Source organism: Alcaligenes sp. AB3 (assembly GCF_031844565.1).
Taxonomy (GTDB): domain Bacteria; phylum Pseudomonadota; class Gammaproteobacteria; order Burkholderiales; family Burkholderiaceae_B; genus Alcaligenes; species Alcaligenes faecalis.
Genome location: NZ_JAUZVM010000002.1, coordinates 281,494 through 308,472, shown reverse-complemented (window position 1 = coordinate 308,472; position 26,979 = coordinate 281,494). Strand labels below are relative to the sequence as shown.

31 protein-coding genes are annotated in these 26,979 nt (G+C 57.2%); 8 read left to right on the top strand and 23 right to left on the bottom strand.

Going from position 1 to position 26,979, the window contains the following annotated elements; genetic code table 11:
- Positions 1-26: 26 nt before the first annotated feature.
- Genes Q9R35_RS06490 through Q9R35_RS06470 form a run of 5 tightly spaced genes read right to left on the bottom strand, consistent with a single transcriptional unit; the run spans position 27 to position 4,618 of the window.
- Complete coding sequence (locus Q9R35_RS06490; protein WP_009462239.1) at positions 27-731, bottom strand: ABC transporter ATP-binding protein; 705 nt, start codon at positions 729-731, stop codon at positions 27-29.
- Positions 724-1,545 (bottom strand): ABC transporter ATP-binding protein, encoded by an 822-nt coding sequence (locus Q9R35_RS06485; RefSeq protein WP_063688723.1) that lies wholly within the window; start codon positions 1,543-1,545, stop codon positions 724-726. The genes Q9R35_RS06490 and Q9R35_RS06485 overlap by 8 nt, the downstream gene beginning before the upstream one ends.
- Complete coding sequence (locus tag Q9R35_RS06480) at positions 1,542-2,504, bottom strand: branched-chain amino acid ABC transporter permease (RefSeq protein WP_042483097.1); 963 nt, start codon at positions 2,502-2,504, stop codon at positions 1,542-1,544. The genes Q9R35_RS06485 and Q9R35_RS06480 overlap by 4 nt, the downstream gene beginning before the upstream one ends.
- Before the next feature lie 3 nt (positions 2,505-2,507).
- A complete protein-coding gene (locus Q9R35_RS06475) occupies positions 2,508-3,428 on the bottom strand; it encodes a branched-chain amino acid ABC transporter permease (RefSeq protein WP_022983237.1) in 921 nt (306 codons plus the stop codon).
- 20 nt (positions 3,429-3,448) lie between these two features.
- On the bottom strand, positions 3,449-4,618 hold the full coding sequence (locus tag Q9R35_RS06470; protein WP_042483093.1) for an ABC transporter substrate-binding protein: 1,170 nt from the start codon (positions 4,616-4,618) through the stop codon (positions 3,449-3,451).
- Between the two features lie 325 nt (positions 4,619-4,943).
- Here Q9R35_RS06470 and Q9R35_RS06465 point away from each other — a divergent pair, with 325 nt between their 5' ends.
- From Q9R35_RS06465 to Q9R35_RS06450, 4 genes are all read left to right on the top strand, one after another.
- Positions 4,944-5,381 carry an Ivy family c-type lysozyme inhibitor gene (locus Q9R35_RS06465; RefSeq protein WP_063688727.1) on the top strand — a complete coding sequence of 146 codons (438 nt, stop codon included), beginning with the start codon at positions 4,944-4,946 and terminating at the stop codon, positions 5,379-5,381.
- Between the two features lie 74 nt (positions 5,382-5,455).
- On the top strand, positions 5,456-5,650 hold the full coding sequence (locus Q9R35_RS06460; protein WP_022983238.1) for a heavy-metal-associated domain-containing protein: 195 nt from the start codon (positions 5,456-5,458) through the stop codon (positions 5,648-5,650).
- Between the two features lie 227 nt (positions 5,651-5,877).
- Positions 5,878-6,942 (top strand): bifunctional DNA-binding transcriptional regulator/O6-methylguanine-DNA methyltransferase Ada, encoded by a 1,065-nt coding sequence (gene ada, locus Q9R35_RS06455; RefSeq protein WP_063688730.1) that lies wholly within the window; start codon positions 5,878-5,880, stop codon positions 6,940-6,942.
- 115 nt (positions 6,943-7,057) lie between these two features.
- On the top strand, positions 7,058-7,807 hold the full coding sequence (locus Q9R35_RS06450; RefSeq protein ID WP_311219564.1) for an SDR family oxidoreductase: 750 nt from the start codon (positions 7,058-7,060) through the stop codon (positions 7,805-7,807).
- A gap of 64 nt (positions 7,808-7,871) precedes the next feature.
- Here Q9R35_RS06450 and Q9R35_RS06445 read toward each other — a convergent pair whose 3' ends face one another.
- From Q9R35_RS06445 to ccmA, 10 genes are read right to left on the bottom strand one after another with little or no spacing between them, the layout of a single operon-like run.
- On the bottom strand, positions 7,872-8,609 hold the full coding sequence (locus Q9R35_RS06445) for a cytochrome c biogenesis CcdA family protein (protein ID WP_172400420.1): 738 nt from the start codon (positions 8,607-8,609) through the stop codon (positions 7,872-7,874).
- Between the two features lies 1 nt (position 8,610).
- Positions 8,611-9,486 carry a c-type cytochrome biogenesis protein CcmI gene (ccmI, locus tag Q9R35_RS06440; protein ID WP_042483085.1) on the bottom strand — a complete coding sequence of 292 codons (876 nt, stop codon included), beginning with the start codon at positions 9,484-9,486 and terminating at the stop codon, positions 8,611-8,613.
- Positions 9,483-9,956 carry a cytochrome c-type biogenesis protein gene (locus tag Q9R35_RS06435; RefSeq protein ID WP_063688736.1) on the bottom strand — a complete coding sequence of 158 codons (474 nt, stop codon included), beginning with the start codon at positions 9,954-9,956 and terminating at the stop codon, positions 9,483-9,485. Before Q9R35_RS06435 ends, ccmI begins: the two co-directional genes overlap by 4 nt.
- A complete protein-coding gene (locus Q9R35_RS06430; RefSeq protein ID WP_042483080.1) occupies positions 9,953-10,483 on the bottom strand; it encodes a DsbE family thiol:disulfide interchange protein in 531 nt (176 codons plus the stop codon). The genes Q9R35_RS06435 and Q9R35_RS06430 overlap by 4 nt, the downstream gene beginning before the upstream one ends.
- Positions 10,480-12,447, bottom strand: a complete 1,968-nt coding sequence (locus Q9R35_RS06425; RefSeq protein ID WP_311219563.1) for a heme lyase CcmF/NrfE family subunit — start codon at positions 12,445-12,447, stop codon at positions 10,480-10,482. The genes Q9R35_RS06430 and Q9R35_RS06425 overlap by 4 nt, the downstream gene beginning before the upstream one ends.
- Positions 12,444-12,893 carry a cytochrome c maturation protein CcmE gene (gene ccmE, locus Q9R35_RS06420; protein WP_311219562.1) on the bottom strand — a complete coding sequence of 150 codons (450 nt, stop codon included), beginning with the start codon at positions 12,891-12,893 and terminating at the stop codon, positions 12,444-12,446. Before ccmE ends, Q9R35_RS06425 begins: the two co-directional genes overlap by 4 nt.
- The gene (gene ccmD / locus Q9R35_RS06415) at positions 12,886-13,071 is read right to left on the bottom strand and encodes a heme exporter protein CcmD (RefSeq protein ID WP_081045431.1); all 186 of its coding nucleotides are present in this window, start codon (positions 13,069-13,071) and stop codon (positions 12,886-12,888) included. The genes ccmE and ccmD overlap by 8 nt, the downstream gene beginning before the upstream one ends.
- Complete coding sequence (ccmC, locus tag Q9R35_RS06410; protein ID WP_042483075.1) at positions 13,071-13,802, bottom strand: heme ABC transporter permease CcmC; 732 nt, start codon at positions 13,800-13,802, stop codon at positions 13,071-13,073. Before ccmC ends, ccmD begins: the two co-directional genes overlap by 1 nt.
- 5 nt (positions 13,803-13,807) lie before the next feature.
- Entirely contained in the window at positions 13,808-14,476 is a 669-nt protein-coding gene (gene ccmB / locus Q9R35_RS06405) for a heme exporter protein CcmB (RefSeq protein WP_311219561.1), read from the bottom strand.
- Positions 14,470-15,090 carry a cytochrome c biogenesis heme-transporting ATPase CcmA gene (gene ccmA / locus Q9R35_RS06400; protein WP_063688745.1) on the bottom strand — a complete coding sequence of 207 codons (621 nt, stop codon included), beginning with the start codon at positions 15,088-15,090 and terminating at the stop codon, positions 14,470-14,472. The genes ccmB and ccmA overlap by 7 nt, the downstream gene beginning before the upstream one ends.
- 222 nt (positions 15,091-15,312) lie before the next feature.
- Between ccmA and Q9R35_RS06395 the strand changes: the two genes are divergently transcribed.
- On the top strand, positions 15,313-15,849 hold the full coding sequence (locus tag Q9R35_RS06395) for an ureidoglycolate lyase (RefSeq protein WP_042483068.1): 537 nt from the start codon (positions 15,313-15,315) through the stop codon (positions 15,847-15,849).
- Between the two features lie 45 nt (positions 15,850-15,894).
- On the opposite strand, the gene cynR is transcribed toward Q9R35_RS06395, so the two are convergent.
- Positions 15,895-16,782: a transcriptional regulator CynR gene (gene cynR / locus Q9R35_RS06390; RefSeq protein ID WP_042483066.1), complete on the bottom strand. Its 888-nt coding sequence runs from the start codon at positions 16,780-16,782 to the stop codon at positions 15,895-15,897.
- A 108-nt stretch (positions 16,783-16,890) separates the two neighbouring features.
- On the opposite strand from cynR, the gene Q9R35_RS06385 reads away from it, so the two are divergent.
- Positions 16,891-17,541 (top strand): carbonic anhydrase, encoded by a 651-nt coding sequence (locus Q9R35_RS06385; protein WP_042483063.1) that lies wholly within the window; start codon positions 16,891-16,893, stop codon positions 17,539-17,541.
- A 262-nt stretch (positions 17,542-17,803) separates the two neighbouring features.
- Complete coding sequence (locus Q9R35_RS06380; RefSeq protein ID WP_311219560.1) at positions 17,804-19,603, top strand: autotransporter domain-containing protein; 1,800 nt, start codon at positions 17,804-17,806, stop codon at positions 19,601-19,603.
- 85 nt (positions 19,604-19,688) lie between these two features.
- Here the strand turns inward: Q9R35_RS06380 and Q9R35_RS06375 are convergent, their stop codons facing one another.
- Positions 19,689-20,330 carry a DsbA family protein gene (locus Q9R35_RS06375; RefSeq protein ID WP_109088860.1) on the bottom strand — a complete coding sequence of 214 codons (642 nt, stop codon included), beginning with the start codon at positions 20,328-20,330 and terminating at the stop codon, positions 19,689-19,691.
- Between the two features lie 489 nt (positions 20,331-20,819).
- Here Q9R35_RS06375 and Q9R35_RS06370 point away from each other — a divergent pair, with 489 nt between their 5' ends.
- Positions 20,820-22,433 (top strand): ABC-F family ATP-binding cassette domain-containing protein, encoded by a 1,614-nt coding sequence (locus Q9R35_RS06370; RefSeq protein WP_311219559.1) that lies wholly within the window; start codon positions 20,820-20,822, stop codon positions 22,431-22,433.
- An 88-nt stretch (positions 22,434-22,521) separates the two neighbouring features.
- Here Q9R35_RS06370 and Q9R35_RS06365 read toward each other — a convergent pair whose 3' ends face one another.
- From Q9R35_RS06365 to pth, 6 genes are all read right to left on the bottom strand, one after another.
- Positions 22,522-23,298 (bottom strand): aminoglycoside adenylyltransferase domain-containing protein, encoded by a 777-nt coding sequence (locus Q9R35_RS06365; protein WP_311219558.1) that lies wholly within the window; start codon positions 23,296-23,298, stop codon positions 22,522-22,524.
- Positions 23,299-23,452: 154 nt separating this feature from the next.
- Positions 23,453-23,770 (bottom strand): DNA-binding transcriptional regulator, encoded by a 318-nt coding sequence (locus Q9R35_RS06360; protein WP_042483033.1) that lies wholly within the window; start codon positions 23,768-23,770, stop codon positions 23,453-23,455.
- Positions 23,748-24,137, bottom strand: coding sequence for a type II toxin-antitoxin system RelE/ParE family toxin (locus Q9R35_RS06355; RefSeq protein WP_045930860.1), 390 nt, complete (start codon positions 24,135-24,137; stop codon positions 23,748-23,750). Before Q9R35_RS06355 ends, Q9R35_RS06360 begins: the two co-directional genes overlap by 23 nt.
- Positions 24,138-24,244: 107 nt before the next feature.
- Complete coding sequence (gene ychF / locus Q9R35_RS06350) at positions 24,245-25,336, bottom strand: redox-regulated ATPase YchF (RefSeq protein WP_009461081.1); 1,092 nt, start codon at positions 25,334-25,336, stop codon at positions 24,245-24,247.
- A gap of 131 nt (positions 25,337-25,467) precedes the next feature.
- Positions 25,468-26,289 (bottom strand): type II CAAX prenyl endopeptidase Rce1 family protein, encoded by an 822-nt coding sequence (locus Q9R35_RS06345; protein WP_311219557.1) that lies wholly within the window; start codon positions 26,287-26,289, stop codon positions 25,468-25,470.
- A gap of 3 nt (positions 26,290-26,292) precedes the next feature.
- Entirely contained in the window at positions 26,293-26,889 is a 597-nt protein-coding gene (pth, locus tag Q9R35_RS06340; protein ID WP_009461083.1) for an aminoacyl-tRNA hydrolase, read from the bottom strand.
- Between the last annotated feature and the right edge of the window lie 90 nt (positions 26,890-26,979).

Sequence of the window (26,979 nt, the reverse complement as noted above, 5' to 3'; positions counted from 1 at the left end):
GTCAGGATTATTGCAAATTGTGCTTTTTACACGCCCAAATAACGTGTCCACAAGGTGCGATCAGCTCCCAACGCTTCGGAGTTCCCCTGCCAGACCAATTTGCCACGTTCCAGAATAATGTGGTGATCCGACAAGGCCATCAGGCGTTCGACATATTTGTCGATCAGCAAGATGGTCTGCCCTTCCTCACGCAAGACGGCCAGACAATTCCAGATTTCTTCACGCACCTTGGGGGCCAGACCCTCGGAGGCCTCATCCAGAATCAGCAGCTTGGGGTTGGTAACCAGTGCACGACCAATGGCCAGCATTTGCTGTTCACCGCCCGAGAGCTGGTTGCCCATATTGGACGCACGCTCGCGCAAGCGCGGGAAAAAGTCATAGACACGCTCGGGCGTCCAGGTCTTGTTGGCTTTGGGGTTGCGATTGCAGGCAAAGGCCGTCAAGTGCTCGGCCACGGTCAGGTTGGGAAAGCACTGCCGCCCTTCGGGCACAATGGCGATCCCGGCCCGGGCGATGCGGTCCGGATTCCAGCCCGCAATGGACTGGCCGTCGAACTTCACATCGCCGCCACGCACCGGCAACTGGCCCAGAATGGTTTTCAGCAAGGTCGTCTTGCCCATGCCATTACGGCCCAGCACAGTCACGACCTGTCCGCTACGAATGGACAGGTCTACCCCGAACAGCACCTGGCTGGCGCCATAGCCGCTTTGTAATTGAGTCGTTTCAAGCATGGCTTTCTACCTTGGTTGGAACTGGCGTGTCATCGTCACCCAGATAGGCTTGACGCACAGCCTCGTTATCGCGGATTTCGGCAGCCGTACCGGTCGCAATGATGTGACCTGCCACCAATACAGAAATCCGGTCAGCCAGACGGAAAACCGCTTCCATATCGTGCTCGACCAACAACATGGTGGCTTTGCCACGCATGGTCTCAATCAATTCAGTCAGACGCAGCGTTTCATCCGGCCCCATCCCGGCCATAGGCTCATCCAGCAAGAGAACTTGCGGACGGCTGGCCAAAGCCAGGGCGAACTCCACCTTGCGTTGTTCGCCGTGCGGCAAGACACCGGCCTGGGTGTGCAGCAAGGAGGCATCAATGGCACATTCGGCGGCCAGGGCACGGGCTTGCTCGTACAGCTCGGTTTCCGCCTGGCGAGCACGCCAGAAGCGGAAACTGCTGCCGCTGCATGCCTGCAGAGCCAGTACCAGGTTATCCAGCACGGTGTAGTTCTTGAAGATATTGGTGATCTGGAAGGAGCGCGCCAGGCCAGCAGCAACGCGTTCATGACCCGACAAGGAAGTCACATCACGCCCACCCAGCAAGAGCTGACCCGAGTCCGGGCTCAAGGTGCCCGACAAGAGGTGAATCAAGGTGGATTTGCCCGCCCCGTTCGGGCCGATCAGGCCATGGATTTCACCGGGCACCAGATCCAAAGAAACATCATTGGTCGCCTGCAAGGCACCAAAGCGCTTCATCAGACCACGTGCTTGCAAAGCGGCCGTACCGCTGCCCGCCTTGGAGGCGGCTGCTATCGTGTTCGTCATGCTTGCTCCTTGGCGGTAGTAGCTGGATCAGCAGCCGAGCGGATACGTACCAATCCGGCCAGGCCCTTGGGTGCAAAGAACACCACCAGCAGCAACAAAATACCCAAAGGCATGTGCCAGTACTCGGTCCAGTTGCGCAGCAACTCTTCCAGCACCAACATCACAAAAGCGCCCAGGGCCCCGCCATACAGCAAGCCAATACCACCAACCAGCACCATGATGATCAGGTCAGCCGACTGGGTCCAGTTCATCAGGCTGGGCGAGACGAACAAGTTATGGTTGGCCAGCAAGGCACCTGCCAGTCCCATGATGGCACCGCTCAAGGTGTAGGCCGTCAAACGAATACGGTAGACGGGGTAGCCCAAAGTTGTCATGCGGCTTTCGTTTTCACGAGTGCCCATCAGGGCCTGCCCGAAGCGGGCATTGACCAGACGGTTGAACAGGAACAGGACCGCCACCAGAATGGCCAGAACCAGGTAGTAAAAGCTCAGCTCATTGCTCAGATCAATACCGGGCAAGGATGAAGGGCTGTACATGTTCAGGCCGTCCTCGCCACCGTACTGGCGCAAGGAAATGAACAGATAAAAGATCATCTGGGCAAAGGCCAGCGTAATCATGATGAAGTACACACCACGGGTACGCAGCGACACGGCGCCGGTCAGGAAAGCCAGCAGGCCGGAGATCACCATGGCGGCAGGCCAGGCAATCAGACCGCTTTGCACGCCTTCGGTGGCCAGGATGCCCACGGTGTAGGCCCCTGCTCCGAAAAACGCGGCATGCCCCAGAGCCACCATCCCGCCATAGCCCAGCACCAGATTCAGGGCACTGGCGGCCAGGGCGTAGATGAAGATACGACGCACAAAGGAAATGTAGAACTCAAGTCCATACATCGGTGCAATCAATGGGAAAGCCAGCAAGGCCACCAGCACCAGGACCGAAAAAATACGCGAAGTAGACATACATTAACCTCGCGCCGGGAACAGGCCCGAAGGACGGAAAACAAGAACAACAGCCATCAGGACATAGATCGAAATGGCAGCAATCGTAGGACCCACGCTGGAAGCTACATCTGCCGGGAAGACGTTACGCAGCAGCATGGGCAGGAATGCACGGCCAGCAGTATCGACCATACCCACCAGCAAGGCCCCTACAAACGCGCCACGAATCGAACCAATCCCGCCAATCACGATGCAGACCAGAACCAGGATCAGAATGTCCTCGCCCATACCGATCTGGACCGCGGTAATCGGACCCAACAAGGCACCGGCCAGCGCTGCCAAAGCGGCTCCCAGAGTGAACACACCCAGGAACAGGATGGGAACGCGTACCCCCATCAGGGTCGCCATTTGTCGGTTGGAGGCACCTGCTCGCACCAGCACCCCAGCCCGTGTTTTGGTCACGAAGGCATACAGGGCCAGCGCCATCACCAGACCGACCGCGATAATCATCAGACGGAAGGCGGGATAGAGGAAATCAGGCAAGAGTTCTACCGGCCCGGACAACAAGGCAGGCATATTCAACATTACGGGGGTTGGCCCCCAAATCATTTTGACCACGTCATTGGCGATCAAAATAACGGCATAGGTTCCCAATACCTGAGCCAGGTGATCACGAGTGACCAGCTTGCGCAGAATGAGAATTTCCAGGGCAATACCGACCAGGGCTGTCACTGCCACCGCCACCACAATGGCGGCGGTAAAAGACCCTGTACGCTGCATGGTTTCCGCGGCCACATAGGCTCCCGCCATATAGAGGGAGCCGTGGGCCAGGTTCATGATATCCATAATGCCGAAGACCAAAGTCAGGCCCGCGGCAATCAGAAACAACATCAAACCAAACTGCAAACCATTCAGCAATTGCTCGCTAATCAGAATGAGCGACATGCTTTTACCACCTGTGAATCTTAATTAAGTTTGCATTCTTTGGCGTAGACGTCCTGGTAGGAGTCAAACACCTTGCTGACCATGCGGTTCACAAGACGTCCGTCCTGATCCTTGACCACTTCACGCAGGTAGTAAGCCTGCACGGGGAAGTTGTTGTTGCCGTAGGTAAATGGGCCACGAACCGAGTTGTAGTCGGCGGCTTTCAATGCCTTGAGCACCGCTTCGCGGTCGGACACTTTGCCATCAACCTGTTTGACGGCAGCGTCGATAGCCAGAATCACGTCATAAGCCTGAGCAGCGTAAACCGATGGATAGCGGCCGTCGTAGGCTTTGCGGAACTCTTCCACAAAGGTCTTGTTGGCGGGAACATCCAGGTCAGGCGACCACTGGGCGGTGTTCAACATGCCCAGGATAGGCTCGCCCACGGCGGGGATGATGTCCTCGTCACCCGAGAAGGCCGGGCCCAGCAAGACCACATCCTTGTTCAGGCCAGCAGCCACGAACTGCTTGATGAAGTTGATGCCCATGGCGCCGGGCAGGAAGAAGAACACGGCCTGCGGCTTGGCCGCACGGATCTGTGCCAGTTCAGCCGAGTAGTCGATCTGGCCCAGCTTGGTGTAGAGCTCGTCGTTGACGGGTTTGCCGTAACCACGCTTGAAGCCGTTCAGGTGATCCTTGCCGGCTGGATAATCAGGGGCAATGATGAACATTTTTTCGTAGTTGCGATCCGCAGCCACTTTACCGGCGGCCTCGTCAAAGGCGTCGTTCTGGTAGGACACGCCAAAGAAGTACGGATTACAACCGGCACCGGCCAATTGGCTGGGACCCGGATTGCTGGTCAGGTAAGGCACTTTGGCCGAGAACAGAGCGGGAGCCACTGCCAGAGCTACGTTGGAACCCACTGGGCCAGTAAAGAAGTCGATCTTGTCGCGCTGCACGAAGCGATTGACCAATTGGCGGGCCTGGTCGGGATTACCGGCCATATCCTGTTGAATGAACTCGGCCGGGAAACCACCCAGCTTGCCGTCCAGTTGTTTGATGGCCAGATTAAAGCCATCACGAACCTCACCACCAACGGCAGCGAACGGACCGGATGTGTCCATTGCCATCCCCACTTTGATGGTCTCGGCGTGAGCCAGAGAACCGCCAAAAGCCGCAGCCAAAGCCACAGTCAATGCAATACGTTTCATGTTATCTCCTTGCGCCACCGCGCTTATAGGCTGTCTTTAATTAAGATGCACAGCAGATCGAACTACAAATTCAACTATGCCAACCATTCATTTATAAATAGTTTAGTTATGAAACAATTTTGCTGGCAAGCTGTGGTTTTTACCTACACCCCTCAAATGTCCTGGTAATTCGACCGGAAACAAAGCCCCCTGCCAATCCCATGGACGGATAAGCACTATAACGACTGTACGAAGAGCCGTTTATGCAGGTTTTCCTTGATTTTGTTAACAATGCCGCGCCGGACGCGCTGCTAAACTGGGGGCTCGCCTCATTATTGGAGATCCCATGCGTATTTCCCATTCTTTGTGCCGTCTGGTCCTTGGCAGCGCGTTGCTCGTTCCCTTCCTGGGCCATGCACAATCCTCGGAATCCGTTTATCTGGCTGACCTGGCCAAGTCCAACAAGCAAGTGGCCCAGCAGTATCAAAGCCTGATGCAGGACGTAGCCAAACACGCCAGCTGGGTTAAAGACTTTGGTACAGCCTCGCCAGGCGAAACAGTTTCTCTGGATGGCCGCGACTATCAGTTGTTCCAGGGCTGCAAGCCCCATGACTGCACCAGTTCCAGCTACGTTGTCCTGCTGGACACACAAAAACAGACCATCCCCTACGGTGCCTTTGTTGAAAACAAGGAATCAGGCCCAGGTTTGGCCAGCAGCCAGATTCAATGGCTAGGCAATCCCGAGTTTGATCAGATCCGTTTGATGTCGCCAGCCCTGTTTTAAAGAAAACAGCGCTTGACCTTGCCCCCGTGGCAAGCCTTAAGCTGACTCCATTGTTTTTATCAAAGGAGTCAGCTATGTCCACCTTCTCCGTACCCGACATGACCTGCGGCCACTGCGTGCGCAGCATCACCGAAGCCATTCAGGCTGTCGCCCCTCAAGCCACTGTCAGCACGGATCTGGAAAAACACCAGGTTACCGTTCAAGGTCTGGATGGCGCGCAAGCCCTGAAAGTGATTGAAGAAGCGGGTTACACCCCCAGCGCCCTGTAAGCCTGCAACGCCTTTCATGGCGTTAATCCAGCAGAGCGTAAAAGGCCGGTTGATACCGGCCTTTTTCTATGGCGGACTTGGCGGGCACAAGCATACCGGCAATCGCTGCCCACCTCTGAGACAATACCGGTCAGACCTGCCAATATTGGCCGCAAGAATCGGAGTGCTTGCGATGAAAGACCAGCGTATTCTGGCTTCGTAATGAATGATGTCAGGACATATGCCCCATGACTACAAAGCGTGCGTACGAAACCGAGGATCAGCGCTGGGCAGCCGTGCAAGCACGAGACCCCGCTGCCGACGGTCAATTCGTCTATGCGGTACGCACCACAGGCGTGTACTGCCAGCCCAGTTCGGCAACGCGTCTTCCCAAGCGCGAGAACGTCGAGTTTTTCGATTCAGCCCAGGACGCTGAAGCAGCGGGTTATCGCTACAGCCGTCGCCTTCATGGCGATCAGACCAGTGCGGCAGCCGAACGGGCCGCCATCGTAGCGCGCGCCTGCCGCCTGATCGAAACTTCGGAGACGCAGCCATCGCTGGAGCAGCTGGCGGCCGAGGTAGGCAAAAGCCCCTTTCATTTCCACCGTCTTTTCAAGGCGGAAACGGGCCTGACGCCCAAGGCATACAGCTCGGCCTATCGGGCTCGCAGACTGCGCGAAGAACTGAGCAGCCCGGACACGTCCATCACCAGTGCGATCTACGACAGCGGCTTCAACTCCAACAGCCGCTTTTACGAAGCCTCTGAACAGTTGTTAGGCATGCGTGCACGCGACTACCGGGCCGGTGGTGCCGGTGCGATTATCCGTTTCGCGGTGGGCCAGTGTTCATTGGGGGCGATTCTGGTCGCCCAGAGCCAGCGCGGCATCTGCGCCATCTTGCTGGGCGAGGACCCCGAACAACTGGTACGCGATTTGCAGGACCAGTTTCCCAAAGCCGAGATCATTGGCAGCGACGGGTATTTCGAACAATTGATCGCCCAGGTCGTAGGCTTTATCGAAACCCCTTCCATTGGCTTGCACCTGCCGCTGGATGTGCAAGGCACGGCCTTCCAGGAACGTGTCTGGCGCGCACTGTGCGAGATCCCGCCAGGCACCACCGTCAGCTACACCGAGATTGCTGAACGCATAGGCTCGCCCAAAGCAGTGCGCGCCGTGGCCCAGGCCTGCGCCAACAACCACATAGCCGTCGCCATCCCATGCCATCGCGTTGTGCGGCGCGATGGCGATCTGGCCGGCTACCGCTGGGGCATAGATCGCAAGCGTGAACTGCTGCGCCGTGAAGTGCAAGACTGAGATCGGCTGGCGGCCCAAAGCTCAAGAACAGGTTTGAGGGCAAGAAACGGAGTTCCCTGTCAGGCCAGGATAACTACGATGTGAACTCTCAATGGGACCACAGGAGATTTCACTCATGGCTTTACTTGATGGCAAGGTTGCCCTGGTTACTGGCGCATCCTCCGGCATTGGCCGCGCCACGGCATTGATGTTTGCCGAGCACGGAGCAGCTGTTGTCCTGACAGCAAGGCGCAGCGCTTTGCTTGAGGACGTCGCCAAGGAAATCCGGCAGCATGGCGGCCGCGCTGAGCTTGTGGCGGGCGACGTTACACGGGCTGAAACCCATGAGCAGTTGATCGACACCGCGACCAGCAGATTTGGCGGGCTGGATATTGCAATCAATAACGCCGGTATTGTCGGTGCCCTCAAGCCGCTGGCCGAGATGAGGCTGGAAGAATGGCAAGCAACACTGGATACCAATCTTGGAGCAGCCTTTCTGGGTGCGCGTAGCCAGATTCCAGCCATGCTCAAGCGCGGTGGCGGTTCGATCGTTTTCACATCAAGCTTTGTCGGCACCAGTGTCGGCCTGCCCGGCATGAGCGCCTATGGTGCTGCTAAAGCGGCACTCATGGGACTGGTCAAAGGCATCACAGCGGACTATGCAGCCAAAGGAATACGGGCCAATGCGCTGTTACCGGGCGGAACCGATACCGATATCGCCGGAGATCAGAGCACCAAGGAATGGGCGGCAGGACTGCACGCCATGAAGCGAATCGCCCAGCCCAAAGAAATTGCGTCCGCTGCACTTTTTCTTGCCAGCCCCCTGTCCAGTTTTGTTACTGGCTCTGCCCTGTTTGCCGATGGCGGCAATGCGGCCGTGAAATGACAAGGCGGTGCTTCCTGACAGCAGATAAAGCACCGCAGCGCCTACCGAAAAATACTGACGCTTATTAGCCCAACTGCCCTAAAACCGGGAACGTCTTGAGAACCCAGATAGCAAAACGTGCCAGCTCGCCCGTTGCCATGGCCCAGCCCATCACTATCAATACCAGTCCCGCACCCCAGCGCACATAGCGCCCGATCTTCCTGATTTGCGTCATGCGTTGCAAAAACGGCGTCACAAAGCAGGCAGCCAGAATAAAAGGGACGCCCAGGCCCAAGGCGTAAACGGACAGCAGAATACTGGCTTTGCCTGCGCTGGCGGTACTGGCCCCCATCATCAGAATGCCAGCCAGAATCGGGCCGATACACGGCGTCCAGCCAAAGCCGAAGGCCAGGCCCATCACCGTTGCACCGCCAGGACCAGCCGCCTTGCCGGACTCAAAGCGATAGTAGCGTTGCAGGCTCATGGGCATGCGCAGCACACCCATCACACTCAAACCGGCCAAGGCCACCATCACGCCTGCTGCCAGATTGAGCTGATAGCGATACGCCATCAACAACTGGCCCAGGTACGACAGGCTCGCCCCCAGTGCAATGAACACCAGCGAAAAGCCAGCAACAAAACAAACACTGCGGCCTAGCAACTGGCTACGCTTGACCTGCGTATAGGCTTGCCCATCCCCGGCCAGATACGACAGATAGCCGGGCACCAAAGGCAGGACGCAAGGGGACAGAAACGACGCCATCCCCGCCAGAAAAGCCGTTATCAGGGCGACCAGCCCCAAATCCAAAGACACAATTTCCATATCAGGGGGCCGCGGCAGGTTCCGGTGCCGAGTTCGCTGGCATACGCATACGCTCACGCGCCAACTGCAAGCCCTGATTCACCACTTTGGCAGTTTCCGAATCCGCCGGGAATTGCGCCAGCAAACGCTGCCAATAATCGATTGCCTCGGGATACTGCTCCTTGTGCAAGGCGGCAGCTCCTGCCAGCATCAGGCCCAAAGGCTCTTCCGGATAAAGGTCCAGGGAACGCTTGACCAAACGGCCGGGCAAGCCATCCAGAGTGTCGACTCCAGCCAGCAGCATGGACTCGGCATATTCAGCCAGGGCAGTCGGATCTCCGTCCACCACCGGCATGGCTTTGGCATAGGCCTCTGCCGCTTCCTGATGACGACCGTAGTAACGGTGCGAGCGGGCCATCATCAGCCAGGCGCCAGGATCATCCGGGTTTTCTTTCAGACGTTGTTCCAGACGGGCCACCATGGCCTCAATATCCACGGGCTGCGCATTGGCTTGTTGCTGCACGGCGGCTGGGTCCAGCATCACCGGGTTGCCTAGATAAAAGTACAAAGCAATGGCCGCAACCGGGATGCTGACCATCAAGGTCCAGGCCAGTTTTGGTGCGCCGGCTTGTTGCACCGACTCCGTTTTCAATCCCTCGTTCTCCTCCAGGACGCGCTGACGCAAATCCATCTGCGCCTGCTCGAAATCCTGAGCGGACAAGACACCAGCCTGCTTGTCTCGCTCGATTTCTTTCAACTGCTCGCGCAAGATCGCCAGGTTCGCCTGCTTGTGTTCAACCACACGCTGCAAGGCGGGTTTGCGTTTGACGCTCAACATCAAATACAGCGCACACACCAGGACCAGCAGCGCGGCCACAATATAAAAAACAATAGTCACGATTGTTCATCCCGAGAAGAGCCTTGCAAGAGAGCATCGGCTTGGCGGCGTTGCTCATCAGTCAGGGCCGTTTCATCACCCGCACGGCGTCGACGGCGCAGGGTAAAGGCATAGACCAGAAAGCCTGTCAGCAACAACAGGGCTGGTCCCAGCCAGAGCAGTGCAGTAGTGGACTTGAAGGGCGGGCGATACAAGATGAAGTCGCCATAGCGGTCCACCATATACGAGCGGATTTGATCCGGGCTACGGCCCTGCCCCAACTGCTCCATGATCTGATGGCGCAAGTCCACAGCCAGCTCGGCACGCGAAGCTGCAATAGACTCGTTCTGGCACACCAGACAACGCAGCTCAGCAGCAATTTCCAGCATTACCGACTCCTGCTCCCCTTGCGCCCCCGACTGGGCCTGGGCAGAGGGTATGAAAAGCCACACGCTGGTAGCTAATGCCGCCATCCATTGACGCATCATCATGGCTGCTGCTCCAAACGACGAATTAAGGGCAACAAGGTTTCCTCCATGGATTCACGCGACACGGGGCCTATATGCTTGAAGCGCACAATGCCCTGCTTGTCGATCACAAAGGTCTCCGGCACACCGTACACACCGAAATCAATGCCCACGCGACCATCCCGGTCCATGACAGAGACCTCGTAAGAATTGCCATTGCGCAGCAACCACTCACGGCTTTCCTCGGGCACGTCCTTGTAGTTCAGACCCACCACCGGCACCTTGTGCTTGGTGGACAGTTCCTTGATAAAAGGATGTTCCGTCAAACACGGGTAGCACCAGGAGGCCCACACATTCAGCAGCCAGACACGGCCCTTCATTTGCTCCCCCGAAAAACGGGCTTCGGGATTGTGCAATTGAGGCAGGCTGAACGCCGGGGCCGGTTTATCAACCAAGGGCGAAGGCACTTCGCTAGGCTTCAAGGTCAAGCCAATGCCCAAAAACACCAGCAGCAATACAAAGCCGATCAAAGGGACGGTAAAACGGTTCATGCCTGCACCTGCGTATTCATGGCTTTGTTTTGAACGGCGGCGCGGGTTTGCTTGGCGCGATAGCGTCGATCACTGATGGCCAAAGCACCGCCCAAGGCCATCAACAAACAACCCAGCCAGATGAAGTCCACCAAGGGCTTGTAGTACAGGCGAACACTCCAACCGCCCTGGTCGAAGTTGTCGCCCAGCGCCACGTAAATATGACGCAAACCATTGGCATTGATAGCCGATTCCGTCATGGGCAAGGCCGAGGACAGATAGGTACGCTTTTCCGGGTACAAGGTCGACACCACTTTGCCGTCCTGCAGCAGCTCCACTGTGCCACGCTCGGCCGAGTAGTTCGGGCCGGGCACAATGCGTACGCCCTGGAAGCGCGCGTCATACGCGCCTACCTGCGCCGTCTGGCCAGGCTGCAACAAGACATCGGTTTCTGTCTCGTAGTGGCTGACCATGGTCACTCCTAGCACAAAGACAGCCACGCCGATATGAGCCAGATGCTGGCCCAGCCAGCTGCGCGGCTGAGAGAACACACCGGAACGCGTAGCGCGCACACGCTTGACCACATCAAACAAGCTGCCCAGCACAATCCACATGGCCAGACCGGCTCCCAAAGCGGCTGTACCCTGCCACTGGCCGTACAGCAAAGGAATGGCTGCACCCAGCACGACGCTGAACACAATCACTAGGGCAAGTTGGCGCACCATATCCATCATGCTGGCACGCTTCCAATTCGCCATGACGCCAAACACAATCAGAACCAGGGCCGGGATCATCAAAGGCACAAATACCTTGTTGAAATAAGGTGGCCCCACGGAAATTTTGCCCAGGCCCAGCGTATCCATAATCAGGGGATACAAAGTCCCCAGCAAGACCGTGCCCGTCACCACAACCAGTAAAACGTTATTGACCAGCAGCAAGGACTCACGAGACACCACGGCAAACTGCCCACCTGCCCCAACGCGCGGTGCACGCCAGGCAAACAGGATCAGAGAGCTGCCAACAATGACGGCAAACAGACTCAAAATGAACACACCACGTGCCGGGTCAGTGGCAAATGCATGCACTGAAGTCAACACACCGGAGCGCACCAGGAAAGCGCCCAGAATGGACAGCGAGAAGGTGCTGATTGCCAGCAGAACCGTCCAGTTCTTGAAGCTGCCGCGCTTTTCCGTGACCGCCAAAGAGTGAATCAAGGCGGTGCCCGCCAACCACGGCACAAAGGAGGAGTTCTCCACCGGGTCCCAGAACCACCAGCCGCCCCAACCCAGCTCGTAATAGGCCCACCAGCTACCTACGGCGATACCCAGGGTCAGAAACAGCCAGGCCGAGGTTGTCCAGGGGCGCGACCAGCGCGCCCAGCTGGCATCCAGACGGCCTGCCAGCAAAGCAGCAATCGCAAAGGCAAAGGCCACCGAGAAACCCACATAACCCATGTACAGCAAGGGCGGATGAACAATCAGGCCAATATCCTGCAAGAGCGTGTTCAGATCCAGACCTTCTGCCGGAATCGGGAACATGCGCTCAAAGGGGTTGGAGCTGATCAGCACAAACAGCAGGAAACCGGCCGTAATCAGACCCAGTACGCCCAGCACACGAGCCAGCATGGCCTCGGGCAAGGAGCGCGAGTAAACACTGACGGCAAAAGCCCAGCCCGTTTGCATGAACATCCACAGCAGCAGCGAGCCTTCATGCCCGCCCCACACCGCGGCAATGCGGTAGAACAAAGGCAGTTTGGTGCTGGAGTTCTGTGCCACATAGGCCACAGAAAAATCAAAGCTGACAAAAGACCAGGCCAGACACAGCAAGCTGAAGGTCACCAAACCGAATTGCCAGCGGGCCGCTGGACGGGCAAAGGCCATCCAGGCCAGATTGCCGCGCCAGGCCCCATACAAGGACACAATGCCTTGGGCCAGCGCCAGCACAAAGGTAAGAATCAGGGCAAAGTGCCCAAGCTCCGGGATCATGGCTGAGCTCCTTGTTTCGCACGCTCGGCCTGCTCCATGGCATGCATGGCCTCCGGTGGCATGTAGTTTTCATCGTGCTTGGCCAGCACTTCTTCCGCCACAAAATGCCCCTGTTCGTTCAAGCGCCCTTGGGCCACCACGCCTTTCCCTTCTTGAAACAGGTCCGGCAAAATTCCGGTGTAGCTGACAGGCACCTGGGCCGCGCCGTCCGTCACCACGAAGTTCACAGCCATACCTTGATTGCCACCACGACGGATGCTGTCCATCTGCACAATGCCACCGACTCGGAAAGTCCGGTTCTCGGGGCTTTGTCCCTGGCTGACTTCCGTGGGGGTAAAGAAGAACACCAGACTGCTTTGAAAAGCGTTCAAGATCAGGGCCGTCGCTGCCCCCAGCACGACCAGGGCGCCCAGAATCAGGGCCAGACGATTCTGTCGCTTAGTCATGACGACTATCCCCCAGGGCGCGCTCGTCACGTACCCGCTGCCAGGCCCGTGCCCGCCCTGCCCGGACGCTGAGCACTTCGCCCAGCATCAACACGGTACAGGCCAGCACCGAGCCCCACACATACACGGCATAGCCGCCCATAGCGAAAAAATCGCCCACACTCGACCAATGCATCATCAGCCCTCCGTCAAGTTGCGAACCCAGGCGGTATGCGCCTCACGTTCAAGAATCAAATTGCGCACCCGGTACAGTGCGATGGCAATGCTGTAGCACCACATGGCCAGACTCATCAGCAACATGCCCGTCAGCATGACGGTGGCCATGGACGGCGAGCTGGTCAGCGATACCGAAGCCCCCTGATGCAAGGTGTTCCACCATTGCACCGAGAAATAAATAACGGGTACATTCACCACCCCGACCAAGGCCAGGATGGAAGCGGCTTTATCGGCACGGCGCGGGTCATCGATGGCACCGCGCAATCCCATGAAACCCATGTACAGAAACAGCAGCAGCAACTCGGAAGTCAGACGAGCATCCCAGACCCACCAGGCGCCCCACATGGGTTTGCCCCACAAAGCCCCCGTGACTAAAGACAAGACCGTACAGATGGCTCCGGTCGGTGCCAGCGCGGCCGCCATCATGGCCGCCGTGCGGCTATTGAAAACCAGGCAGATCAAGGACCAGAAGCCCATGGCCAGATAGATCAGCATGGACATCCATGAGACCGGCACATGCAGAAAAATGATGCGGTAGCCCTCGCCTTGCTGGAAATCAGTTGGAGCCAGGAAAAAACCTACATACGCCCCAACTACGAACAGCAGCAGAGCCAGAGCGGATGCCCAAGGCACAATGCGTCCGGCCAGGAAGTAAAAATTCTGCGGGGCAGCGTAGCGATACAAAAAGTTCATGGAATTTACTCAAGAGCAAGGCGCAGCGCCGCCGCCGTAGCAGGTGGCGCGAAGAACAAAGCCAACAGTAAAAAAGCGGCCAGAACGGACAGATGCGCTTGCGCACCCAATCCGGCCTGAACCGCTTGCACCGCCCCCGCCCCGAAGACCAGCACGGGAACGTAAAAGGGCAAAATCAATAAAGCCAGCAAGACCCCGGCTGAGCGCAGACCCAGTACCAAGGCCGCACCAATCGCCCCCAGCAAGGTCAGAACGGGCAGGCCCAGCGCCAGAGACACCATCAGCACACCCAGGCTGGACGTAGGCAGACTGAATTGCAGCCCCAGAATCGGCGCCAGCAACAGCAAAGGCCCCCCTGTCAAAAAGGTATGCGCCAACACCTTGCCCAAGACCCAAAGGCTCAACGGCAAGTGCGAAAACAGCACCTGCTCCAACGCGCCGTCCTGCTCGTCCTGCTCAAACAGGCGGCTTAACGACAGCATGGTGGCCAGCAAGGCCGACACCCACAGCACACCGGGGGCCATCTTGGACAGCAAGGCCGCATCCGCCCCCACGCCCAAGGGGAACAGGCTGCACACCACCAGGAAGAAAACCAGAGGGATCAGAACGTCGCCGGGGCGACGCATCGCCAGGCGCCACTCGCGCTTCATCAAGGCTAAAAAGAGGCTCAACATGCCTGCCCCAGATCCAGATGCTGCACCTCCAAATCCCAGGGCAAGGTCTGGTGGCTGGTCAGAATGACAGCGCCCTGCTTGTGCAGATGCTGCGCAATCAACTCGCCCAGAAACTTCTGACCAGCGCTATCCAGCGCAGTCAGTTGCTCGTCCAGAATCCACAAGGGTCGGTTGCTCAGGGACAGGCGCACCAGAAACACGCGGCGGCGTTGTCCAGCCGACAACTGCCGTACAGGCACGCGACGGTAAGCCAGCAAACCGCCTGCCAGCAGCGCCTGATCACAGGCCTCCCGTTCCAGCGGCACACGATCCTGCATGAGCAGGCTGTCCAGATTCTCTTGCACCGACAAGCTGCCATTAAGCCCTGGCGCATGTCCGCCGTACACCAGTTGTCGTCGGTAATCGCTATCGTTGCTTTGCACGGGGCGGTCGCGCCAGATCAACTGACCTTCATCGGCCTGGGCGATATTGGCCAGGATGCGCAGCAAGCTGGTTTTGCCGCTGCCATTGGGCCCACTGACCAAACAGCATTGGCCAGCTTCAAGCCTTAGGCTCAGCTCGGAGAACACACGACGCTGGCCCCGTCTACAGGTCAGCGAAACAGCTTGAAGCACAGCAACCCCTTGTCAAGAAAGCAAACAGAGCGAAGCCGCCCATGAAAAAAGGCGGCTTGCTTAGCTCGCTAAGTAAAGACGAGCCCTCTTCAAGACAGGGGATGTTTTACTTAGTTCCACAATACCCACGAGAAACTCAAGCTTATTGATCTAGGCCAATCCGGGTTCGAGGCTACATTCTTGATAAGATGCTGCCTTAGTACTTTCTTTGAGCAATAAACCATGAGCACCCCAATCACCCTGACTCCCCAGCCCCTGAGCCCCGAGGCTTTTGCCCCTTATGGCTGGATGCTGGGCAAAGGTTTGGCCACGGCGCCTGCGACGGCAGCCTTCAGCAATGCCGCTACCGATTTCTGGCATGAACATGCGTTTGACACAGGTCCAAGCGGTCAGACCGAAGTGTTGTGGGTGAATTACCGGATTCAGGATCGCAACATCACGACGCTGGAAAACCACCTGCTGACACAACAGGCACTGATCCCGCTGACCGGTGAAGTGATCCATATCGTGGCCGAGAGCAAGCCAGAAGGCGGCCCGGACTTGTCCACCCTGAAAGCCTTCCGCATCCCTCAAGGGCAAGGTGTATGCATGCGTCCCGGTTGCTGGCATAGCAGCCGTGTTGCCGGGGGTGAAGTGGCCTGTTTGATGTTGACGCGTATCTCTACCACGGTAGATCTGGTCGCCCATTTGAACGAGGGCAAACCTGCTGTGGAAAGCGAGTTGCGTCCGCTGGAACAAAGTGTGGTGGTGGCGCTGTAAAGTGCCCGCAGCAGAGCGTGACTACCGCTCTGCCGGACACCCGTATTAAAACGTCGATGCCGCGCCGTATTTCAGCGCCAGCTCAATAAAGGCGCGCATCGCAGCAGATTGATATGCGCCTTTGCGCTGCATCAGAATGGCCCGCCGTTGCGGCGGTGCCGGGTCCAGACTCACCGCTACCAAATACTCGCTATTGCTGGCAATGGCAGCGGGCAACAAGGTCGCCAGACCTGTGCGCCGCACCACCTCAATGACCGCATTGAGCGAGTTGGACTCCATCGATACCTTCAAGTCCAGATCATGCTGACGACAATGACGTTCGATCTGTCCGCGCGTGGCGAACTCGGGGGTCAGCAAGACCAGAGATTCACGCGTCAAGGTATCCCTATCAATGCTGCGCCGCTCGGCCAAGGGGTGCGTACGGCTCATCACCAGGGCCAGCGTCTCCACCAATAAAGGCTGGAACTCCACTGCAGCCGAGGTAGGCTTTTCAAACGCAATACCAATATCCAGCTCGTCCTCGACCAGCTGCGTTTCCACGCGCTCCTGCAACATTTCCTGAATCACCAGACGCACATTGGGATAGCGCCGGTAGAAGGCCTCCACCAAAGGACCAATCAGGTAGGACGTAAAGGTCGGTGCCACCGCCACCCGCAAGGAGCCTCGACTCAGATCACTGACGTCGTGCAAGGCCCGCCGCCCTTCCTCCAGATCCTGCAAGGCTTGCCGGGCATAACGCAGATAGACCTCACCGGCATCGGTCAAACGCACCAGACGCCCGGTGCGGTCAAACAATTGCGCGCCCAAATGCTCCTCAAGCTGACGCACCTGTTGCGACAGGGCCGGCTGAGACACGTGCAAGGCACGCGCGGCGCGGGTAAAGCTTTGATACTGGGCAACCGCCAGAAAGTAATTAAGATGGCGCAAGAGCATAAGGGGCCTTCGTATAAGCAAAGCCAATGAAAAGCATCAGAAATCGGTATTTTACCTTATGACCTTGAAGAGTTAATCTTCTATCCAAGCCGAACTACAAGGACAAGGATGAAAGACATTATCGACGGTTTCCTGAAATTTCAACGGGAAGCCTACCCCAAGCGCGCCAAGCTCTTCAAAAATCTGGCTACACAACAAAACCCCCGCGCTTTGTTTATCTCTTGCTCCGATAGCCGTCTGGTCCCAGAGCTGGTGACACAACGTGAACCCGGCGATCTGTTCGTGATTCGTAACGCTGGCAACATCGTCCCGTCCTACGGTCCAGAACCCGGTGGGGTGACCGCCTCCGTGGAATACGCCGTGTCCGCCCTGCGTGTATCCGATGTCGTGATCTGCGGCCACTCCGACTGTGGCGCCATGACCGCCATTGCCTCCTGTCAGTGCCTGGATCACATGCCTGCTGTGGAGCACTGGCTGCGTTATGCCGACTCGGCACGTCTGGTCAATGAAGCCCGCACGCACGCCAGCGAGCAAGATCGCATTGCTTCCATGGTGCGGGAAAACGTGGTTGCCCAACTGGCCAATATCCAGACCCACCCTTCCGTGCGCCTGGCCATGTCCGAAGGCCGCTTGACGCTGCATGGTTGGGTCTACGACATTGAGTCTGGCACCATCGACGCCTATGACGGTGGCAGCATGAAGTTTGTGCCCTTGGCCGACAACCCCAATGTCTGTGTCGCCCCCCTGGTCCGCGGCTAAGCCCAATCAGGATTGAACCAAAACGCCATGCAACTGCATGGCGTTTTTTTTTTGCCCATTGCCCGCGTTTATCCTGACCGCACAATCCTGTGCCTGTCTGTGTCAGAAATAAACGCCTCCTGACTATGATGGTCCTGATCCGATGATCTTTTCATCCACCTGTTCCATCCGAGATGCTGATTGACCTTGAACGCCACGACACAAAAAGCAAAGGGCTGTTCAAAAGGTGCTGCTTGGGGAACGCCTTTTTAATGACTGCGCAATGAAAAAAACATGTCTTGCCTTGGCCTTGATGACCCTGCATGCCGGGACACAAGCCCAAGCGTTCTCCAATACCTACTTCATCGGCGACAGCCTGACTGACAGTGGACAGTTCGGCTCGCGCTTTACCACCAATCCTGGCCAGGTCTGGTCCCAGGTTCTGGCTCAAAAGCTGGAAACCGACGCCTCACCTAGCAGCCAGGGCGGCAGCAACTATGCTGTCGGTGGTGCTCGCGTGGCCGTCGATGAGCTGCTGGACCCCAGCAGCCCTCCCGGCCCCACCAATCCACCTTTGCCCGCCATGACAACCCAGACCAACCAACTGCTGGCCATGAGCAACGGGCGTTTGGACGGGCAGGCCCTGTACACCGTTTGGGGTGGCGCGAATGACTTGTTTGCCGCCGTAAAAGATCCGTTCAATATGTCTCAGATCGTGGCTGATTCCGTCGGCAATCAAGCTGCCCTTGTCAACGCGCTATCGCAAGCAGGCGCGCGCTATATTCTGGTCCCCAACATCCCTGACCTGGGCATGACTCCGGAGTTCTCCGGCTCACCGATCAGCGCAGGTATCGCCACCTTGCTCAGTGACAGCTACAACCAGGCTTTCACCCAGCAACTGGCAACAAGCTCAGCCAACATCATTCCTTTGAATGTCTCGGCGCTCTTGCATGAAGTGGCCGCAGATCCCCAAGCCTATGGCTTTAGCAACGTCAACACTGCCGCCTGCGGCAGTGTTTCCTCCCGCCTGTGCACCCCCGCCGATCTGGTCGCAGCCGGAGCAGATCAACACTATCTGTTTGCCGACGGCGTACACCCCAGTTCAGGCGGCCATAGAACGATTGCTGACTATGCCCATGCTGTCCTGAGCGCTCCCAGTCAGGTAGCCGTACTGGCCTCCTCCGCCAATACCGCCGGGCAAATGCAAATGCAGCATATTGATCGTCGCCTGCACACTGTCAGCTCGTCCGGGAACCCAGGTTTGTCCGTCTGGTTCCAGGGGGAAGCCATCAGCCGCAATGGCAGCAGCTCGAACTCGCGTCTGGACGGTACCCAGGCGGGATGGAAGCTCGGTGTGGACAAGCGCATGAACGACTGGACGGCAGGTGCTTACCTGTCCTACGAGGACCTGGATGGCAAAACCGCCAACAACGGCAGTTACAGCCAAAAACGTCAGTCAGCCGGCCTGTACGGACGTTGGCAAGCCAGCAATCTATGGTTCAACGCCCAGCTGTTCTACAGCGATCTGGACAATAAAACCCGCCGCCACCTGCGTCTTGGTGCCGCCACACGCGAGCACCAGGCCAAAGCGGGCGGCAGCCAATACGGTGGCAAGATAAGTACAGGCTACGACTGGCAGGTCGGTACTGTCACCCATGGTCCGCTGTTGAGCTTGAGTCTGCAGAAAGCCAAGATCAAATCCCTGTCCGAGGACGGGCAGGGTCTGTCCACCTCCATGGGCTTCGACGCCCAGGATCAGACCTCTGTACAAAGTGGCCTGGGCTATCAAATCAATGTGGCGCTCAGCAATCAATGGGCTGTGTATGCCTCTGCAGAGTGGCTGCACGAGTTCAAGAAACCAGCAAAGCAACTGGGCGCGCACCTGCAGGATGGCGTCTACAACAATCGCCAGTTTTATCTGCCTACCGACCAAAAGCGAGTGCGTGACACAGGTCTGCTAGAATTGGGAACCGTGGGCCAGTTAAGCAATAACTGGACGCTGGGGGCCGGTATCAGCGCCCAAGTAGGCAAAGGCACCAACGCACAAACGGCCGTGCATCTGAATACGGCTTACCGCTTCTAAGCCTGCTTGCAGTAAAAACCAATGCGGCATCCTGGCCTGGCCCGGATGCCGCAATTTCAATCTGCTTTATGTACCGAACTGCTAATCAGCCCAATAAGGAATCCAGTGTCTGATTCAGCGTTTCCAAAGGAGTACCAACCGCCGGTAGCTTTGTCACTTTTCGACCATCCACAAACAGCAAGGTCGGATAGGATTGCGCGCCCAAAGCCCGTGCCAGGGCAAAATCAGCCAAGGCTTGTTCCCGGCCTGAACCGTCAGTTAAATGGCGTCGCACAGCCTCTACATCCAGGCCATTGGCAGCAGCAATTCCCAGGCAGACCTCCTGATCAGACAAGCTGCGTCCGTTCAAGTAGAAAGCCTGCTGCAATTCGTGCACCCAATGAATGGCCTGCTCCGGATCTTGCGCTCGCAGCACCGCCAAGGCTGTCGCCGCATCCAAAGAGTCCATAACCGTGGTCCCTTCCTCGGCCAAGGCTTTATAAGCAGCCCCAAACGTCACCCCCGTCATTTGCGCGATGCGCTCGTTGGATTCGGAAATATAAGGGTAGCGGGACATGGGCGCAGCCCGGTCACCCACGAACAAGCCACCCGAGACAGCGGTAAAAGGAATGCGATGCTTGTTGGCCGCCTCGAACTCGACCATGCGTTCGGCAAAACCCCAGCACCAACCGCAATACACATCCTGCACATACACAATCGAACGAGCGGGTAAATTGAATGTGTTCATGACATTCCTTCAAAATGGTGCGGCTTCCCGGATTGGGAGAGAAAAGGCAGTCCTGGCTCTATCCTCCAGACATGAAGCGATACAGAGGATGAAAAGCCGAGGACTCCACTTTATTGAATAAACGTCAGGAAATAAACTTCATTTCCTGCTGGGTGGCCATCTCTCGCGGCTCGGTATTTCAAGCGACCTGCAGCAGTACAGACCTCACCGCGCTGAAGCTTGTAAATCACGACCCCACAACCGTGAGACAAGCCCAGGCTTCTGAGCCCAAACCCGCTCCTGTGATGGAATCACACGACCTTCATCGCTTCCTTGAGAAGCCCAGCCGACTTTACCTTCCCGGCACAATGCTTTTATAGTGTGGCTTCGATTCATTTCCCGTGAGGTATTCGTCCAATGCGCCACTAATGCCGCCGTCCCCTAGACGGCCAGTCTCCACCAGCCCCCACAACGCAGGGGGAGTTCTTGGCATTAATGGAAGCATCACGTATGACGAATCCTTATCTGACGCTGGAAGGCGTGTCCTATACCTTGCCGCAGGGCAAGACTCTGTTTTCCCAACTGAACGAAACCTTCGACTCGCGGCGCACCGGCCTGGTCGGACGTAATGGCGTGGGCAAAACCATTCTGGCTCAAATCCTGGCCGGGCAACTCCAGCCCAGCAGTGGCCGTTGCCTGCGCTCCGGCAAAGTCCATTATCTGGCACAGCAAGTGGCGTCTGTCAGCGGCCTGCGCGTCGCTGATCTGGCGGGTGTCGGGCCAACGCTGGACGCACTTACCCGGATTGAAGCCGGCAGTAGCGCCATGGAAGACTTCAATCTGATCGAAGACCGTTGGGATATTCGGCAGCAATTACAGGAAGCGCTGGAGCGCAATGGCTTGGGTCATCTGACTGCCGGGACACCTGCCGAAACATTAAGCGGCGGCCAGGCCATGCGGCTGTCGCTGATCAATGCCTTGCTGTCTCAGGCCGATTTCCTGATTCTGGATGAACCCAGCAACCACCTGGATCGCGACAACCGGCTTGCCCTGATTGAGCAGTTACGACACTGGCCCCACGGCCTGCTGGTCATCAGCCATGACCGCCAACTGCTGGACACGATGGAGCGCATTGTGGAGCTGTCTTCCCTGGGGCTGCGTAGCTATGGCGGTAATTACAGCCACTACGCCGAGCAGAAAGCCCTGGAGCAGCAAAACGCCCTGGACCAGCTGGAGCACCGCAAACTGGAACGTCAGCGTGCAGAAAGCACCATGCAAGAGCAACGCCAACGGCAAGAGCGTAGACAGGCACGCGGGAATCAACAGGGCAAGCAAGCCAATCAGGCCAAGATTCTGCTGGACAGGCAAAAGGGTCGCAGTGAAGCCACCACCGGCAAACTGCGTCAGCAACACGTGACGGCCCAAAAGCAGTTGGCACAACGCGTACAGGAGGCAGCCGAGTTGATCGAGCAGGACACCGCTATCAATCTTCACGCCCTGCCCTTGATGCCGCTGACCCGCCAGCGCGTTGTGGAACTGGATGAGGTGAAGCTCCCCTATGTTCCGGCCAACCAAGCCCCGGTCACACTGCTGTTAAGCGGCCAGCAACGAGTAGGAGTCATAGGTCCGAACGGCTGCGGCAAATCCACGCTGCTCAAGGTCATTGCAGGCCAATTGGAGCCCCTTGCTGGCCACTGCATAGTAATGCCACAACATGTTTATCTGGATCAGGGCTTGGCCGATCTGGATCCACAGCAAACCGTGCTGGAACAGATACAGGCCGTCAACCGCAAAAGCAGCGAGGGCGACTTGCGCATGCGTCTGGCGCAACTGGGACTGGATGCCCAAAAAGTCACCGGCCCCAGCGGTGCCTTGAGCGGTGGCGAACGCCTGAAAGCCGCCCTGGCCTGCGTGCTGTACGCTGATCCTCCGCCACAACTGCTGCTTCTGGATGAACCCAGCAACCATTTGGATCTGCCTTCAACCTTGGCCCTGGAAACCATGTTGAGCAGCTACCAAGGCACGCTGATGGTGGTGTCGCATGACGATGCTTTCATGAACAATCTTGGGCTGACGGAACGGCTGGAATTTAGCGAAGAAGGCTGGAGATTGCTACCTTGGTAGCGGCGCAAAACATAAGTGGCGCTCCCCCGCTATCTGAACGACAACCACTGATAGCGGTGGGTCCGAGGGCCAAATTCAGGGCGCACTTTTACAAAACCTGCTTAATGTTCCCAAGTAGTGCCTGCGCCAAACACTCTGCTTCCTCGCCCCTTGTGTCCAAGCGATCAAACACCTCACCGATATACGCCAGACGCGCATATTCCAAAGTCTTGGCCAACTCCGCAGGCAGGCTGGGAATAGCCCACTCAGCCGCCTGTTCCTTAGTCACAAAGTCCCCATGAACACCTGTTCGCCACATGCGTGCCAAAGTCAGCAGAACATTGCGCTCGTCTCCACGCAGCCCTTCATACAAGGGCTCTACACCATCCCGCATCGCCTGGCGTATATGCTCAATCGGCGTGGCAGGCACATCGGCCAGCACGTCTCTTCCCCATAACAACTGCGCCTGCTGACTAGCCTGAGCCAACAGCAAGGTGTATTCCGGGTCAGCAGCGGCGTCGGACAAGTAGCCCTCCTTGAAGGCATCACGCAGCCATTCGCCGTAGATAAACTCCACCTTGGCCGGATGCTCATTGCATTGAAGATCAGCCAGACGACACACCACCAGCTCGATGCAACGCGGACCACCGGGCGTAGCCGGATGAGGGGCTGAAATAGACAATAAAGCCGCAATCAGATCCTGACGCTGTTCATCTGACAAAGGAGCATCAACGACCGCCAATATATCCAGATCACTTTGTGGTCGCAGTCCTCCTGCCACAGCCGAGCCGTGCAGATAGAGAGCTTGCAAATCAAGATTCAGGATTTCTTGTACAAGCGCCAAGGCAGCTTGCAACTGGCCGTTTGGATTTTCAGGATCCAGCATTCAACAAGGTCTCTTCAAAAGCAGTATTAGCGACACAAAACAAGCATAAGGACTGGCAGGGCTGCTTTCCTCAATGCAGCCCCGAGGCCCTAAACGCTTAACGTGTCGCTGGACAGGGGATTGAATACAGCTTGGTCAAGCAACGGTAAGAGAATCAAGCGATTGCTTGAATGCCTTTCTTCTCGACCACCGTCAACAGGCGCAAAGCGGGGCCACCCGGTTTTTTGACTCCACGCTCCCAGTCGGAAACCAGGTTTTTACTGACATTCAAATAGAGTGCAAACACAGGCTGCGAAAGATGCTCACGTTCACGCAAAGCACGGATACGCTCAGGCGGCATAGGCAGGACTGGCGTTAAACAAGACTCATCAAACTCACGCATGGTCTGTTTGTCGATAGCGCCAACTTCTTGCAAGGCCTGCATCGTTTCATGGATTGCGGCGTAAGCTTCACTTCGATATTTTTTTGTCATTATCATGTACCTCCGTAAATTGCCCCATGCTGATCAGCTGGGCCAAATGGGCTTCTGACAAACCCAACACATAAGCGGCAGCCTTCTTGAACGCCGCTTCTTCATCCGCATCAATATTGGCGCGATCACTTTTAGCAAAACCATATACAAAGAAAGCACGCTCGTTTGTACGGTAGAGAATAATGGTCCGAAACCCACCCGCCTTGCCCTGACCACTACGGGCCACACGCTGCTTGACCAAGCCCCCGCCTAGATCTGCATCGACAAGCCCACGCTCGGCTCGTGTTATCGCATCCAAAAGCGCCAGATCCGCAATGCCCTGTTTGCGGGCGAACCGCTCGAACCATGCATTTTTGAAAACCCTCACCACAGCCTCAAGCGTAATTTATAACACTAAGTGTTATAGATAATAGCAGAAAAATGGCAGGTGCCTGATATCAGGCACCTGCCACATCCACAACACTTGCAAGAAGCTTAGACGTTGAACAGGAAGTTCAGCACGTCACCATCTTTCACGACATATTCCTTACCTTCAGCGCGCATCTTGCCGGCTTCCTTGGCGCCTTGCTCACCTTTGCAGGCCACAAAGTCATCAAAAGCGATGGTCTGTGCACGGATGAAGCCGCGCTCGAAGTCGGTGTGGATCACGCCAGCGGCTTGAGGGGCGGTGTCGCCCACGCGGATGGTCCAGGCACGGACTTCTTTGACGCCTGCGGTGAAGTAGGTTTGCAGGCCCAGCAGGCTGTAGGCGGCGCGGATAACGCGGTTCAGGCCTGGCTCTTCCATGCCCAGATCGGACAAGAACTCAATCTTGTCAGCGTCGTCCAGTTCAGCGATTTCAGCTTCTACGGCAGCACATACAGCCACAACAGGAGCGCCATCAGCGGCAGCATAGTTCTGCACGGCTTCCAGGTGTGGGTTGTTGGTAAAGCCATCTTCTTTCACGTTGGCCACGTACATGGTGGGCTTGGCGGTGATGAAGCCGTAGGATTTGATCTGGTGCAGCTCGTCCTCGTCCAGCTTCAGCGAACGCACGGACTTGCCTTCGCCCAGGGCTTTTTCAATACGCTCCAGCAAGGCCACCAGTTTGGCAGCATCTTTATCGCCGGAGCGAGCCAGCTTCTGATTGCGGTGCACGGCTTTTTCAACCACGCCCAGGTCAGCCAGAGCCAATTCAGTGTTGATGATTTCGATGTCAGCCAGGGGGTCCACTTTACCGGCAACGTGAATCACGTTGTCATCGGCAAAACAGCGCACCACGTGCACGGTGGCGTCGGTTTCACGGATGTTGGCCAGGAACTGGTTACCCAGGCCTTCGCCTTTGGAAGCACCCGCGACCAGACCGGCGATGTCTACAAATTCCACCACGGCAGGCAAAATGCGCTCGGGGTTCACGATCTTGGCCAGATCTTGCAAACGCTGGTCAGGAACTTCGACCACACCGACGTTCGGTTCGATGGTGCAGAAGGGGTAGTTTTCAGCCGCAATGCCGGCTTTGGTCAGAGCGTTGAACAGAGTGGATTTACCAACGTTGGGCAAGCCAACGATGCCGCATTGCAGTGCCATGAGTATCCTGAAAATCAAAGAGTTATATAAACGATGCGCTATTGTAGCGCCCTTGGGCGCTACAAAGCCCGCAGACGGGTCAGAACAGTCGTGCCGGGGACACAGGCTAGCGCCTTGAAATGCGGGCTTGCCTAGACAGGAATGCCGTCAAACAGCTTGAGCAGGCCAATAATCAGCAAGACCGGGCCACCATTGAAGATGGCATGCAGCACGATCGAGGCACCCATGCCTCGACGCACTCGCAGCCAGGCCAGCACCAGCCCTGTCAGACATTGGGGCAGCACCAGCATGGGCAGCAAATACCAGCTCATGCTGTTTAGCTGAAAGTTATACAAATGCAGCGCACCAAAGGCCAGCGTTGCACCATAAAACACCCAGGGAAAGAAACGCCAATAGCGTCGCATGGTTGAAAAGCGCCACGCCCTTCCCTGCAAGGCGCCCACCAGTTTGCGCCACCAGCTGCTGCCTGCAGGTAAAGCCTCGCGTGGCATGCCGGTATAACGGCTTATCCAGATAGCCAGGCACAAGACCAGCAAGCCTTGTATCAACCACCAGCCTGGTCCCTGAAACATCAGGAACACCGCCAGCGGAACAACCGTCAGCCATTGTGACGGCCGTCTCAGCACGAAACGAAAGACCAGCTCTTCCACAATGGGTGCCCAGATAATAGCTTGCACCCAGGGAATACGAGTCGGGTCCAGACGATGCTGCGCACCACCCACACCCGCTACCGAGACTGCGATCGGGCCCAGTACCAGCGCATTAATCAGCCAAAGCATGCCCGCCCATTGCAGCAGACGCTTCCAGGGCAAGGGAGCAAACCAGTCCAGATACCAGCCATCACCCTGGACTCTGCCAGGCAAACGCCGGGCGCTGCGAGGGTGACGCAGAAAATAAAAGAAGTCTTTAAGCTCGTCCCGGAAACGCATCTGGCTGCTTGGCGCTGGCTTCATGTATCAAGCCTTCTGGGGCGCGTAAAGCTGGCGGGTCGCCTGCTCAAAGTCGCCACGCAGCAAAGCAGGCATCATGACGCGGCAACGGTTCATGCCATCCTCGATCTCGCGCAGCTCTTCATTGCGAGGGGTATGCAGCACAAAGTTCACCACTTGCTGGGCCAGGCCCAAGGTGCGAGGGTGACCAATGCCCAGGCGCAAGCGCCAGAAATCCGGTGTCCCAAAGGCGGACTGGATGTCGCGCAGGCCGTTATGCCCAGCGTGTCCCCCCCCTTTTTTCATCTTCACCTGACCGGGCAGCAAATCCAGTTCGTCATGCAGGACCAGCACCTGTTCGGGCTTGAGCTTGTAGAAACGCATCAAGGCACCGGCGGCTTGCCCGGACTTGTTCATGAAGGTAATGGGTTTGGCGATGATGACGTTTTCACCTTCGAAACGCGCCTTGGCCACCCAGGAGAAAAAGGACTTTTCCAGGTTGAACGTTGCATGCAGATCATCGGCCAACTGGTCTGCCAACCAAAAGCCCGCGTTGTGGCGGGTGGTTTCGTACTCAGGGCCAGGATTCCCCAGGCCAACAATCAAACGGATAGGCTCAGACATGAATGTTTTCGCAGAAAGCGCCTGCTCCGGCAAAGGCGCAGGCACAAATAACAAACCCCCGCCAGCATACGCTGACAGGGGTTGATTCGC

What these genes read in the sequence shown, in the direction of transcription:
- Q9R35_RS06370 (WP_311219559.1), top strand. Translation starts at nt 20,820, where the DNA reads ATGACGAATCCTTATCTGACGCTGGAAGGCGTGTCCTATACCTTGCCG.
- Q9R35_RS06450 (WP_311219564.1), top strand. Translation starts at nt 7,058, where the DNA reads ATGGCTTTACTTGATGGCAAGGTTGCCCTGGTTACTGGCGCATCCTCC.
- Q9R35_RS06360 (WP_042483033.1), bottom strand. Translation starts at nt 23,770, where the DNA reads ATGACAAAAAAATATCGAAGTGAAGCTTACGCCGCAATCCATGAAACG.
- ccmB (WP_311219561.1), bottom strand. Translation starts at nt 14,476, where the DNA reads ATGTTGAGCCTCTTTTTAGCCTTGATGAAGCGCGAGTGGCGCCTGGCG.
- Q9R35_RS06365 (WP_311219558.1), bottom strand. Translation starts at nt 23,298, where the DNA reads ATGCTGGATCCTGAAAATCCAAACGGCCAGTTGCAAGCTGCCTTGGCG.
- Q9R35_RS06380 (WP_311219560.1), top strand. Translation starts at nt 17,804, where the DNA reads ATGAAAAAAACATGTCTTGCCTTGGCCTTGATGACCCTGCATGCCGGG.
- Q9R35_RS06480 (WP_042483097.1), bottom strand. Translation starts at nt 2,504, where the DNA reads ATGTCTACTTCGCGTATTTTTTCGGTCCTGGTGCTGGTGGCCTTGCTG.
- Q9R35_RS06345 (WP_311219557.1), bottom strand. Translation starts at nt 26,289, where the DNA reads ATGAAGCCAGCGCCAAGCAGCCAGATGCGTTTCCGGGACGAGCTTAAA.
- Q9R35_RS06485 (WP_063688723.1), bottom strand. Translation starts at nt 1,545, where the DNA reads ATGACGAACACGATAGCAGCCGCCTCCAAGGCGGGCAGCGGTACGGCC.
- Q9R35_RS06465 (WP_063688727.1), top strand. Translation starts at nt 4,944, where the DNA reads ATGCGTATTTCCCATTCTTTGTGCCGTCTGGTCCTTGGCAGCGCGTTG.
- Q9R35_RS06490 (WP_009462239.1), bottom strand. Translation starts at nt 731, where the DNA reads ATGCTTGAAACGACTCAATTACAAAGCGGCTATGGCGCCAGCCAGGTG.
- Q9R35_RS06430 (WP_042483080.1), bottom strand. Translation starts at nt 10,483, where the DNA reads ATGAACCGTTTTACCGTCCCTTTGATCGGCTTTGTATTGCTGCTGGTG.
- ccmC (WP_042483075.1), bottom strand. Translation starts at nt 13,802, where the DNA reads ATGAACTTTTTGTATCGCTACGCTGCCCCGCAGAATTTTTACTTCCTG.
- Q9R35_RS06475 (WP_022983237.1), bottom strand. Translation starts at nt 3,428, where the DNA reads ATGTCGCTCATTCTGATTAGCGAGCAATTGCTGAATGGTTTGCAGTTT.
- cynR (WP_042483066.1), bottom strand. Translation starts at nt 16,782, where the DNA reads ATGCTCTTGCGCCATCTTAATTACTTTCTGGCGGTTGCCCAGTATCAA.
- Q9R35_RS06375 (WP_109088860.1), bottom strand. Translation starts at nt 20,330, where the DNA reads ATGAACACATTCAATTTACCCGCTCGTTCGATTGTGTATGTGCAGGAT.
- Q9R35_RS06470 (WP_042483093.1), bottom strand. Translation starts at nt 4,618, where the DNA reads ATGAAACGTATTGCATTGACTGTGGCTTTGGCTGCGGCTTTTGGCGGT.
- ada (WP_063688730.1), top strand. Translation starts at nt 5,878, where the DNA reads ATGACTACAAAGCGTGCGTACGAAACCGAGGATCAGCGCTGGGCAGCC.
- pth (WP_009461083.1), bottom strand. Translation starts at nt 26,889, where the DNA reads ATGTCTGAGCCTATCCGTTTGATTGTTGGCCTGGGGAATCCTGGCCCT.
- ccmE (WP_311219562.1), bottom strand. Translation starts at nt 12,893, where the DNA reads ATGACTAAGCGACAGAATCGTCTGGCCCTGATTCTGGGCGCCCTGGTC.
- Q9R35_RS06425 (WP_311219563.1), bottom strand. Translation starts at nt 12,447, where the DNA reads ATGATCCCGGAGCTTGGGCACTTTGCCCTGATTCTTACCTTTGTGCTG.
- Q9R35_RS06435 (WP_063688736.1), bottom strand. Translation starts at nt 9,956, where the DNA reads ATGATGATGCGTCAATGGATGGCGGCATTAGCTACCAGCGTGTGGCTT.
- Q9R35_RS06460 (WP_022983238.1), top strand. Translation starts at nt 5,456, where the DNA reads ATGTCCACCTTCTCCGTACCCGACATGACCTGCGGCCACTGCGTGCGC.
- ychF (WP_009461081.1), bottom strand. Translation starts at nt 25,336, where the DNA reads ATGGCACTGCAATGCGGCATCGTTGGCTTGCCCAACGTTGGTAAATCC.
- Q9R35_RS06445 (WP_172400420.1), bottom strand. Translation starts at nt 8,609, where the DNA reads ATGGAAATTGTGTCTTTGGATTTGGGGCTGGTCGCCCTGATAACGGCT.
- Q9R35_RS06385 (WP_042483063.1), top strand. Translation starts at nt 16,891, where the DNA reads ATGAAAGACATTATCGACGGTTTCCTGAAATTTCAACGGGAAGCCTAC.
- Q9R35_RS06395 (WP_042483068.1), top strand. Translation starts at nt 15,313, where the DNA reads ATGAGCACCCCAATCACCCTGACTCCCCAGCCCCTGAGCCCCGAGGCT.
- ccmD (WP_081045431.1), bottom strand. Translation starts at nt 13,071, where the DNA reads ATGATGCATTGGTCGAGTGTGGGCGATTTTTTCGCTATGGGCGGCTAT.